The organism is Bacillus cereus group sp. N14, assembly GCF_016483555.1.
GTDB lineage: Bacteria > Bacillota > Bacilli > Bacillales > Bacillaceae_G > Bacillus_A > Bacillus_A wiedmannii.
Genome location: NZ_JAEHBQ010000014.1, coordinates 90,565 through 102,328 on the forward strand (window position 1 = coordinate 90,565; position 11,764 = coordinate 102,328).

The window sequence follows — 11,764 nt, forward strand, 5'->3', positions numbered from 1 at the left end:
CCTCTCTATTATAACTGCTCATATATAAAAAGCATGGAATTCGTTTAACGATTCCATGCTTTTCTACAGAAAATATATTAACGTACTCGATATTTATAAATACAATAACAGAAGTATAAAATAGAAATTACGGATACATAAACCCATAGTTCATATACGAATCCCTCTCCCCATACTCCCATAAAATAAAAGAGTGAAGGCAACGTCAATGTTACCCATGATTGTACGAAGGCAATTCTTCCAAGATATTGATTGATATTCTTCTTTTGTGTATTTAATACAAAGAATAAATACCAAAGTAATGCCCACATAAACCACGTTAATGCATTAACAACATCGTGAAATTGAACAAATGAAACAACCATATAGAATAAAGCAATAATTGCTACCCAAATACAAAACCAACCTAAACCGCTACTATCCATTCCTTTTATAAAGGTAACACCTACATATAAATAGGTTAATCCAAATAAGAAAGTAGCTGCATATGAATACACTGTCCAATTGCTTTGGTCAGAAGTCATGATCAAATAGAACGGAATAATAATTTGTAGTGCACCTACAAATAAATTAAAAACACCCGCACTTTTCATCTCTGCTTTCCCTAATATAACAAGACTATTTAAAAATAAAGCTGCACCCGAAAGTAATAATCCTACGTACCCCATATATCCTCATGTGAAAACCTTACATTTTCACACTGTACCCTCCCCGTCTTGTAAAAATTATATTATTCCTTATTCTCCTTCTTACTTACAACTACATACGAAGTTTTTTCGAAAATAAGTCAGACTTCCTACCTTAAAAAACAATAGAAAAACCCTTTTTATACATTTCATACAGTAATGATGTCAATCAAAATATATCACGCAATAAAAACGCTTTCAATAATACGTAATTCAAACAAAAAGCTAATAAGATTATTTGATTATAAACGCACTTTAACAATGATACAAGTATTGGAATACTTTTCAATAGAACCGGTTGCTATTCAAATGCTATGGTCAGTAATATTTTATTACATTCTCTTTCCTAAATTGAACATATTACTGACCCCAAGCAGCATAATAAAGAATACAATTTATTATATACATAAAATATCCTACAAATTAATAAGAGAATGCTTTACTAACTACCTTAAATCATTTGATAGCCATTTTTATTATTTACCTGCCATCTCCAAGAATCTACACACATCTCTTCTAACCCATATTCTGCTTCCCATCCTAATTCTCGTTTCGCTTTAGATACATCAGCAAAACATACTGCTACATCACCAGGACGACGCCCTATCACTTTATAAGGTATTTTTTTACCTGAAACCTCCTCAAAAGCCTTTATCATCTCTAACACACTATACCCTTTACCTGTGCCCAGATTATATGCCTCTATTCCTTTCGTCTTAAGTACTTTCTCAAGTGCCTTTACATGTCCTTTTGCAAGGTCAACAACGTGAATATAATCACGGACACCTGTCCCGTCTTTAGTTGGATAATCGTTTCCGAATATATTTAGTTCCTTTAATTTACCTACCGCCACCTGCGTTACATATGGCATTAAATTATTCGGAATCCCATTTGGATTTTCTCCAATACGGCCACTTTTATGTGCTCCGAAGGGATTGAAATAACGAAGTAACGCAATACTCCATTCATCATCAGCTTTTGCCACATCACGCATAATTTGCTCAATCATTAATTTTGTTTGCCCATATGGATTTGTCACACTTAGTGGAAATTCTTCTGTAATTGGTGACGTTTTTGGAATTCCATATACAGTTGCAGATGAACTAAAAATAAACTTTTTAACATGATGTTTCTGCATCACATCACATAGTACGATTGTACTTATTATATTATTATAATAATATGTTAGAGGAATTGTAGTCGATTCCCCCACTGCTTTAAATCCAGCAAAATGTATAACCGCTTCAATGCTATTTTCCAAAAAAATCTCATTCATTTTTTCACGATTTAAAACACTTTCTTTATAAAATTCAAATTGTTTTCCTGTTATCTCTTTTACTCGGTTTAAAGACTCGATTGAACTATTTGAAAGATTATCTACGACTATAATTTTATAATTATTATTTAATAATTCTATACACGTATGACTACCAATATATCCTGCTCCACCCGTTATAAGTATCGCCATATATAGAGTCCCCCACTTATTATTAATTATAAAATTTTATAACCTCAATACACATCTATCCTACCATAAAAAGACTGATAATTTTAAAAATTTATTTTTAATTATTATTTATATAAAAAAGAGCCGCATAACCTTTACGTTATGCAACTCTTTAACATACATATGTGTCTATATCTTTATTTATTAATCAAGAAAAAATAAAAATTACTCGGAAATTTCAGCTTGTTAAATTACGTAGCAATATACACTTAAAAAGTGGGCAAGGCTTCCCAATAACACGAACACGTGAAAAATTTCATGATGCCCCATATGTTTAAACTCTAACCATTTTGGCTTTGTTCCATAAATAAATCCACCGATTGTATACAGAATGCCTCCAAGCACTAGAAGTACGATACCCCCTGCACTTAAGTTAGCAGCTAACGGTGCAAAGAACAGAACAATTAACCAGCCCATTGTAATATAAATTGCTGTTGATAACCATCTCGGGCAACTAAACCAAAACATTTTAAAAACAATACCACAAATGGCAGTTGCATAAACTAAACAAAATAATAATAAACCGTTTGCGGAATGTAATGTAATTAAACAAAATGGTGCATATGTACCTGCAATCAATATAAAAATCATAGAGTGATCAAGCTTCCGAAAGAAATAAATAACACGTTCACTGGCTACAACACTATGATATACAGCTGATGCTGTATACAGAACCATCATTCCGATACCAAACAAAATAACAGCTGTAATTGCCGCAAAAGATGGCATCTTAATAGAAACTTTTACAAGCATAGCTAATAATGCAATAAATGATAATACAGCTCCTCCCAAATGGGTAAAAGCATTAACTGGTTCTCTTACATAAGTATTCATATATACACCCCTCATATAATTACATGTAGTTTTAATAACTACATGTAATTATATACGCATTATTATTAGAGGTCAACATTTACAATTCATTTGTTTCGTAATACCATATTTAGAGATAAACTAAACATTATGCTCCACTAAGTTATAAAAGTGAGGGGTTCTACGTGGAAAATATAAATAAACTGCTTGAAACATTACATTTAGAAAAAAATATTACGCTTGAGGATATTCCAAATGTCGACTTGTATGTAGACCAGGTTGTCCAATTATTTGAAAATACTTATGCGGATACAACAAGAACCGATGATGAAAAAGTATTAACAAAAACAATGATTAACAATTACGCAAAAGGGAAACTGTTTATTCCAATCAAAAATAAAAAATACTCAAAAGAGCATATGATTTTAATCAGCTTAATTTATCAATTAAAAGGAGCCCTTTCCATTAATGACATAAAAAGCTCCTTAGAAAATATAAATGAATCCTTATTAAACGATGATTCATTCGAATTAAATACACTATATAAAGATTATCTTTCTCTTACCGAAAACAACGTCGAAAGCTTTACACAAGACGTAAATAACCGTGTTTCAGAAGTAAGTGAAATTTCTTCCTTAGAAGATCCGAATCTAGAGAAATTTTTATTACTAACATCATTTGTGTCGATGAGTAATATGTACAGACGATTGGCAGAGAAGTTAGTGGACGATTTAAAAGAATCGTAAATAAAAAACTATCCACCTGTTACAGTGGATAGTTTTTTTATTTACTTAATTGCTTCATGGACTTTTAATTGTTTCCCTTTAATCGTTGTAGTTTTCATGGTCTTTAAAACAATTGGTCCTTTTCCATTTAATATTTCAACGTAAGAAACATTGTCCTGTATCGTAATAATTCCTATATCTTCTGCTGTAACACCTTTAATTTTAGCAATTGTGCCGACAAAATCTACCGCTCTAATTTTCTTTTTCTTCCCACCATTAAAGTACAGCTTCATAATCCCTTTGTTTAAGTCTGCACTTTTATCTTTCTTTATAATTGGTTTAGCATGTATTTTTTCCTCAAATACTGCCTTCCCTTTCATAACCTCTTCTTTTGAAGGTGCATATGCCTTTGGAATTTCAAAGCCGATGTACGCCTCAATTTCTTCTAAAAATCTATTTTCATACGGAGTTATGAATGTAATAGCTTTTCCTTTATTGCCAGCTCGTCCCGTTCTTCCCGTACGATGTACATAACTTTCTTTTTCTAACGGAATATCATAGTTAATAACATGTGTAATATTATCAATATCAATTCCTCTAGCAGCTACGTCTGTCGCTACTAAATAACGGAACTTTCCTTTTCTAAAATCGTCCATAACTTCAAAACGATCTTCTTGCACCATACCACCATGTATTTTGTCACAAGGATAGTTAACACGGTTTAACTGTCTAAATACGTGATCTACATTTTCTTGTGTACGGCAAAAAATAATACAACTATCTGGATTCTCAATTGTTGTTACATCTTTAAGAAGTGAAAGCTTCTCCTCTTCTCTCGTCTCAAAAAGTGTATGTTCAATTTTGTCTGTGGTAATCCCGGCAGCCTTAATTTCAATATGCGTTGGCGAATCCATATACGTACGGGATAACTTTTCAACATCTTCTGGAAGTGTTGCCGAAAATAGCATTGTCATTCGCTTTGTAGGTAATTCATCAATAATTGCCTCTACTTGATCAATAAAGCCCATATTTAGCATTTCATCTGCTTCATCAATGACTAAATACTTCAGACATTCTAAAGAAAGGGTACCTTTTTCAATATGATCTAACACACGCCCAGGAGTCCCCACTACGATATGTGTCTTTTGTTTTAACTCTAATTTTTGACGTGCAAATGGAGACTTACCATAAACGGCCGCAGCCTTAATTCTTTTGAAGCGGCCTATATTCGTAATATCTTCTTTCACTTGAACAGCAAGTTCTCTCGTCGGCGTCAAAACTAATGCTTGTGGCTTATTCTCTTCCCATTCCACCATTTCACAAAGTGGTATACCGAATGAAGCTGTTTTCCCACTTCCAGTTTGCGATTTTACAACAAGATCCTTCTTTTTCAATGCAACTGGAATAACCTCTCCTTGCACTTCTGTTGGATTTTCGTAGCCTAAACCAGTAAGTGCTCTTACAATTTCTTTACTTAATGCATAATTAGTAAAGCTTTTTTTATTCATATATTAACCTCATTTTATTCTGTATTATTTTCTTCTTTATCGTTTCCTATCACTGAATTATCATGTAGGTACTATCACCTTATTCATTATACTTGAAAGCTCACATAAAAAGGCAAATCGTGCAAGATTCATCTTTTTATATAGGAATAAACAGAAGGTTTCTTTATTCCGAAAAAAATTTTAGAAATATTATTTCAGAATAAAAATAACCTCCGTCATTCCATCTAATGTTCAACTAAATGATAATGCCTTTTCTTTTTAATGTTTGCCTTCAATAAAATAGTTGTTATCACTGACAACACTCCTATCCAGATTCTAATAAACGAACAATAAGGATAGAAAAATGTTTTAAATTCGCTTTTAACACTATTCCATCATAAATATACTCTGTTTTTTAAAAAAATGTTAAGAAATACTTTGACTTCTTCATAAAAATGATGTAAATTATCCTATGGACGAACATTTTTAATTAATAGAAATAAAATATTCGTATTTTAGGGGTGTAAATGATGGAAAACGTATTTGACTATGAAGATATTCAATTAATTCCTGCAAAATGCATTGTAAACAGTCGATCTGAATGTGATACAACTGTCACTTTAGGTAAACATAAATTTAAATTACCTGTCGTACCTGCAAATATGCAAACGATTATTGATGAAAGAATTGCAACTTATTTAGCTGAAAACAATTACTTCTATATCATGCATCGTTTCCAGCCAGAGAAACGTATCTCATTTATTAGAGATATGCAATCACGTGGATTAATCGCTTCTATTAGCGTTGGTGTAAAAGAGGACGAATATGAATTCGTACAACAATTAGCTGCTGAGCAACTTACACCTGAATACATCACGATTGATATTGCACACGGACATTCTAATGCTGTAATCAACATGATTCAACATATTAAGAAGCATTTACCAGAAAGCTTCGTTATCGCTGGAAACGTTGGAACTCCAGAAGCGGTAAGAGAATTAGAAAACGCTGGTGCTGACGCAACAAAAGTTGGTATTGGACCTGGTAAAGTTTGTATTACTAAAATTAAAACAGGTTTTGGAACTGGCGGTTGGCAACTAGCTGCACTTCGCTGGTGTGCAAAAGCTGCAAGTAAGCCAATTATCGCTGACGGTGGTATTCGTACACACGGCGACGTAGCTAAATCTATTCGATTTGGGGCGACTATGGTTATGATCGGTTCTCTATTCGCTGGTCATGAAGAGTCTCCAGGGGAAACAATCGAAAAAGACGGCAAACTTTATAAAGAGTACTTCGGTTCAGCTTCTGAATTCCAAAAAGGTGAGAAGAAAAACGTTGAAGGTAAGAAAATGTTCGTTGAGCATAAAGGTTCTTTAGAAGATACTTTAATCGAAATGGAACAAGATCTTCAATCTTCTATCTCTTACGCTGGTGGAACAAAATTAGACTCAATTCGTACTGTAGATTATGTAGTCGTGAAAAACTCTATTTTCAACGGTGATAAAGTATATTAATTTTTAAATTTAACTCGAAGGACAAGCATTTTTATGCTTGTCCTTCTTTTTCATACATAGAAATGTAGATTATTTTCATTTTACTGAATTTTCTAGTATCATATTTTTAGATACTTATAATAAGGGGGATATAACAAATGAAAAATGTAATTGAGAAACGCCATATTCGCACAGAAGTCCCTACTGAACTAACATGGGACCTCTCTGATTTATTCGAATCTGATAAAGATTGGGAAACTGCATTACGTGTATTAACAGACGATATGAAAAAACTTGATGCGTTTAAAGGACAATTACACACTAGCCCCACTACCTTATTACATTGCCTACTTTTAGAAGAAGAGCTTTTAATGAAGTTAACAAAACTATACTCCTATGCAAATTTAAAAGAATCAACTGATCGTACAAATCCAGTTATTCAAGCGAACTCTTCCAAAATTGCTGCTTTATGGACGAAAGTACATACTGCACTATCCTTTATCCATAATGAAATTCTCTCATTCGATGAAGGAACAATTGAAAAGTATTTACATGAAGAAACAAAACTCGAACCTTTCCGTAAATCATTACTAGACATCCTACAAAAAAGGCAGCACACGCTCTCTCCTGAAACAGAAGAAGCTCTTGCTGCACTTGGCGAAGTACATAATTCTCCATACAAAATTTACGGTATGACTAAATTAGCCGATATGGATTTTACCTCCATACAAGACGAACAAGGAAACGAACTCCCTGTATCATTTGCATTATTTGAAAGCAAATATGAGTTCTCTCCAAGCGCAGACATACGTAGAAAAGCATACTCATCATTTGTTTCCACCTTGAAACGATATAAGAATACAGTGGCAACAACATATGCTACTGAAGTAAAAAAACAAGTAACACTCTCTCGTTTACGCAAATTTGAATCTGTTACTCATATGCTTTTAGAACCTCAAAAAGTTCCACTTGAAATGTATAACAATCAACTTAATATTATTTATAAAGAATTAGCGCCTCATATGCGCCGTTTTGCAGATTTAAAAAAGAAAGTATTAGGACTCGATCAAATGCTGTTCTGCGACTTACATGCACCTTTAGATCCCGAATTTAATCCAACCATCACATACAAGGAGGCTGGTAAATTAATTCAAGATTCTTTAAAGGTGTTAGGCGATGAATATAGTTCCATTATCCAAAAAGGTTTCAAAGAAAGATGGGTGGATCTTGCAGATAACGTAGGCAAATCCACCGGAGCATTTTGTTCAAGCCCCTATGGTTCTCATCCATACATTTTAATTACATGGCAAAATACGATGCGTGGATGCTTCACATTAGCACATGAATTTGGCCATGCTGGTCATTTTTATTTAGCAAATAAAAACCAGCGTATTATGAATGTACGTCCATCTATGTACTTTGTTGAAGCACCATCTACAATGAATGAATTACTATTAGCCCAGCATTTATTAGCGACTACTGACGACAAGAGAATGCGCAGATGGGTGATTCTGCAACTACTCGGCACATATTATCATAACTTTGTTACTCACTTACTTGAGGGAGAATATCAAAGAAGAGTATATACCCTAGCAGAAGAAGGAGAAGCACTTACAGCTACAACTTTAACTGAAATAAAAACAAATGTACTTTCGACATTCTGGGGAGATTCTGTAGAAATTGACGAAGGTGCTGGCTTAACTTGGATGCGCCAACCTCATTATTATATGGGCTTATATTCTTATACCTATTCCGCAGGCCTCACTGCATCTACTGCGGTAGCTCAAATGATTAAAGAGGAAGGACAACCTGCCGTTGATCGCTGGTTAGATGTACTTCGCGCTGGTGGTACGATGAAACCACTTGAATTAATGAAACATGCCGGAGTCGATATGTCAAAACCAGATGCAATCCGCAGGGCTGTTTCTTACGTCGGTTCCTTAATTGATGAATTAGAACGCTCTTATCAAGAATAAAAAATAAGCCCTCGCTTTATGAGGGCTTGTTTCATATTTATTTTCCAAATCTTTTACGGTATCCACATTTCCTACATAGCTCTTCGACTGCAACTCTTTTCGAAAATCCATCGACAATGTTTGTTGCTCTTTCACCTTCTATAATGTTAGAAAATGAGTCATTATTAATATTCCCAAGGTTAATAATCCCTTCACCATCTAAACAACAAGGAATAACCGTTCCGTTCGCTAAAATACCAGCTTGATTTCGAAGACCATGACAGAATCCTTTTCCGTCATCCTCTTCTTCATGTAATGCCGGCCACTGAAATTCATAGTCTTGATTAATAAAGACACGTTCCGCAATTTTTATACCTTTTCCTGGTGTAAGCTTCTCTTCGATTTGATAAGATAGGCCAAACTCATTTTCAATGATAGATAATAAATCTCTATTTTTCTGGATTTCAGCATTTGTTTTATTATCCTGAGTTAAATTCCATAACCGTAGTGAAACAATTAAATCCGATTGACTTGTCGCCTCTCTAATGAAGGAAAGTATACTCCTTACATAACCTTCTTTATCTTGCGAACCTGGATGCCCATCAAAACTGTGCAGTGAAAAATTCATTTGTCTTAAAGCAGGCTTATTTAACAGTCTATGCCTTCTCTTATTAATTAACGTTCCGTTCGTTGTAATATTAACTTTAAACCCTTTTTCATGGCTCAAATCTAACAGTTGATCTATTTTTGGATGGAGCAATGGCTCACCCTTCACGTGCAAATAAATGTAGTCTGTGTGAGGTTTAATTTGGTCTAATCTTTTAGCAAAATCCTCCACAGAAATGAATTGCTTCTGCCTTTCCGTCGGCGGACAAAAGCTGCACGCAAGATTACATACACTCGTAATCTCCAAGTAAAACTTTTTAAACTTCTTCACCTTTAATTCCTCACTTCTATGACTACTTATACTTTTTCCTCTTCATATTACAACACACTTTTTTATAAATAGAAACATACTTATTTTAGGAAACCTTCGTACTACCTATTAATATTTAAAAGACCATCGGTGGTTTTTTCCAATGGTCTTTTTATATACAAAAAGTAATTTTATTTATGATACGGTTCTCCACGATTAATACGAAACGCTCTATACACTTGCTCAAGCAATACTAATCGCATTAATTGGTGTGGTAATGTCATCTTTGAAAAAGAAAGAGATTCGTTTGAACGCTTCATTACTTCTGAACTTAGTCCAAGTGATCCACCAATTACAAATGCAACTTTACTCTTTCCATATGTAGCAAGACGATCTAAGCTTATTGCAAATTCTTCTGATGATTTTTGCTTTCCTTCTATCGCTAACGCAATGACATGCGTATCGTCAGAAATTTTATCCAGTATACGTATACCTTCTTTTTCTTTTACAATTAACATTTCTGCTTCACTTAAATTTTCTGGCGCCTTTTCATCTGGCAATTCAATTACTTCTACTTTTGCGTATGCAGATAATCGTTTTAAGTATTCTGCTATACCTTGTTTTAAATATTTTTCTTTTAATTTCCCAATTGAAATAATCGAGATATTCACACTCATTCCCCACCTTACAAACATGTTATCCACATAACTTATCCACATATCCACAATTGTTACCCACATATTGTGTGAGAATCTGTGTTCGATACAACATATGTCGCCTCGTTTTGACAAAATTCACATGTTTTTTTCTCTTTTTCCGAGTTATCCACACTGTTGATAACTGGTGCAACTTCACACTCATCCACAATAATGTCTAAAGCTAATTCAACATGTTCTAAACAACAAGGTAAATTCATATTCTTCACCTCACTTTTCTACAATAGAAAACAGGAGGTAGGCCCTCCTGTTTTTAATACTTTTGAATGCCTAGTTTAACCGTTGTTGTTGCTCGTTTTGTACCACGATAAAACGTAAGAGTCATTTTATCATTAATTTTTTTATCATATAAGGCCGTACGGAATCCGATAATATCGCGAACCGGTTTTCCATCTACTGCTACAATCACATCGTGTTCTCGTAAACCAGCATCTACACCTGGCGAAGGACTCTTCACATCTAAAATGCAAACTCCCTCTGTTACATTGCCTGGTAAATGCAATGTTTTTGACCAATGGTAATTTGGAATCTCATTTAACGATCTAAGTTCAATTCCAACATACGGTCTCCTTACTTTTCCGTACTTCTCTAATTCATTCATAATTGGGACAGCTCTAGTAACTGGAATAGCTAGTCCAATTCCTTCTACTTCTTTTGCTGCAATTTTCATTGAGTTAATACCTATTAATTGACCTGCCGCGTTTACAAGCGCACCACCACTATTACCTGGGTTAATTGCTGCGTCTGTTTGCAATACTTCTACTTGCCAATCATAATGTCCATCTTGATCTAAATCTACAGGGACAATACGTTCATTAGCCGAAATAATGCCTTGTGTGACAGTTCCAGAAAATTGTAGCCCCAGTGGGTTTCCAATCGCAATGACCGGTTCCCCTCTACGAACAGTATTAGAATCGCCAATTTCAATTATTTTTTTCACATGCTTTGCATCTATTTCTAATACAGCTAAATCTGTGACTACATCGGTTCCTAATACTTTCCCAGGAACCTTCTTACCGTCACTTAAACTTACTTCAATACGATTTGCTCCAGCGACAACATGATTATTCGTTACAATATAAGCTTGGCCATCTGTCTTTTTATAAATTACACCCGATCCTGTACCAGCTTCTGAATCTGCCTCTGAAAAATTATCTCTTTGAATATTAATAACGCCAACAACAGCTTCAGACGCACGATCAACAGCATCAACAAAGCTAATCTGTTTAATTCCTTGAGCTTCAGCCATATTACTTCCACTTGCTTCAGCTTGCGGAAGCGCCCCCGCATCATTCGCAAATAAAGGAGCTCCAAATGCAAATAACGAAGCTCCTACAATTGTTCCTGCTATACTAGAAATAACAATACCTTTATGCTTCTTTTTTCTTGCACGTTTCATACGATAATTTTCTTCATCAATAAAGGACATATTTGTTCACCCATCTTCCTGAAAACAACTATATTCA

The 11,764-nt window shown here is 34.2% G+C and carries 11 protein-coding genes; 3 read left to right on the forward strand and 8 right to left on the reverse strand.

Features of this window, described 5'->3' with window-relative positions:
* Window positions 1-77: 77 nt before the first annotated feature.
* From JDS82_RS19500 to trhA, 3 genes are all read right to left on the reverse strand, one after another.
* Window positions 78-668: an AmiS/UreI family transporter gene (locus JDS82_RS19500; protein ID WP_098058549.1), complete on the reverse strand. Its 591-nt coding sequence runs from the start codon at window positions 666-668 to the stop codon at window positions 78-80.
* A gap of 469 nt (window positions 669-1,137) precedes the next feature.
* A complete protein-coding gene (gene galE, locus JDS82_RS19505) occupies window positions 1,138-2,154 on the reverse strand; it encodes a UDP-glucose 4-epimerase GalE (RefSeq protein ID WP_199713778.1) in 1,017 nt (338 codons plus the stop codon).
* Window positions 2,155-2,379: 225 nt separating this feature from the next.
* On the reverse strand, window positions 2,380-3,027 hold the full coding sequence (trhA, locus tag JDS82_RS19510; protein WP_001099732.1) for a PAQR family membrane homeostasis protein TrhA: 648 nt from the start codon (window positions 3,025-3,027) through the stop codon (window positions 2,380-2,382).
* A 164-nt stretch (window positions 3,028-3,191) separates the two neighbouring features.
* On the opposite strand from trhA, the gene JDS82_RS19515 reads away from it, so the two are divergent.
* Window positions 3,192-3,752 (forward strand): DUF1836 domain-containing protein, encoded by a 561-nt coding sequence (locus JDS82_RS19515; RefSeq protein ID WP_061671892.1) that lies wholly within the window; start codon window positions 3,192-3,194, stop codon window positions 3,750-3,752.
* Window positions 3,753-3,793: 41 nt separating this feature from the next.
* Here JDS82_RS19515 and JDS82_RS19520 read toward each other — a convergent pair whose 3' ends face one another.
* A complete protein-coding gene (locus JDS82_RS19520) occupies window positions 3,794-5,239 on the reverse strand; it encodes a DEAD/DEAH box helicase (RefSeq protein WP_001036321.1) in 1,446 nt (481 codons plus the stop codon).
* A gap of 509 nt (window positions 5,240-5,748) precedes the next feature.
* On the opposite strand from JDS82_RS19520, the gene guaC reads away from it, so the two are divergent.
* Together guaC and pepF are read left to right on the forward strand one after the other, a co-directional pair.
* Entirely contained in the window at window positions 5,749-6,732 is a 984-nt protein-coding gene (guaC, locus tag JDS82_RS19525; protein WP_000432444.1) for a GMP reductase, read from the forward strand.
* A gap of 137 nt (window positions 6,733-6,869) precedes the next feature.
* On the forward strand, window positions 6,870-8,687 hold the full coding sequence (gene pepF, locus JDS82_RS19530; RefSeq protein ID WP_199713779.1) for an oligoendopeptidase F: 1,818 nt from the start codon (window positions 6,870-6,872) through the stop codon (window positions 8,685-8,687).
* Window positions 8,688-8,724: 37 nt separating this feature from the next.
* On the opposite strand, the gene JDS82_RS19535 is transcribed toward pepF, so the two are convergent.
* From JDS82_RS19535 to JDS82_RS19550, 4 genes are all read right to left on the reverse strand, one after another.
* The gene (locus JDS82_RS19535; protein WP_000713629.1) at window positions 8,725-9,603 is read right to left on the reverse strand and encodes a radical SAM/SPASM domain-containing protein; all 879 of its coding nucleotides are present in this window, start codon (window positions 9,601-9,603) and stop codon (window positions 8,725-8,727) included.
* Window positions 9,604-9,773: 170 nt separating this feature from the next.
* On the reverse strand, window positions 9,774-10,253 hold the full coding sequence (gene rlmH, locus JDS82_RS19540) for a 23S rRNA (pseudouridine(1915)-N(3))-methyltransferase RlmH (protein ID WP_001027000.1): 480 nt from the start codon (window positions 10,251-10,253) through the stop codon (window positions 9,774-9,776).
* Between the two features lie 59 nt (window positions 10,254-10,312).
* Window positions 10,313-10,498 (reverse strand): CxxH/CxxC protein, encoded by a 186-nt coding sequence (locus JDS82_RS19545; protein ID WP_001052833.1) that lies wholly within the window; start codon window positions 10,496-10,498, stop codon window positions 10,313-10,315.
* A gap of 53 nt (window positions 10,499-10,551) precedes the next feature.
* Window positions 10,552-11,727 (reverse strand): S1C family serine protease, encoded by a 1,176-nt coding sequence (locus JDS82_RS19550; protein WP_000008036.1) that lies wholly within the window; start codon window positions 11,725-11,727, stop codon window positions 10,552-10,554.
* Window positions 11,728-11,764 lie beyond the last annotated feature (37 nt).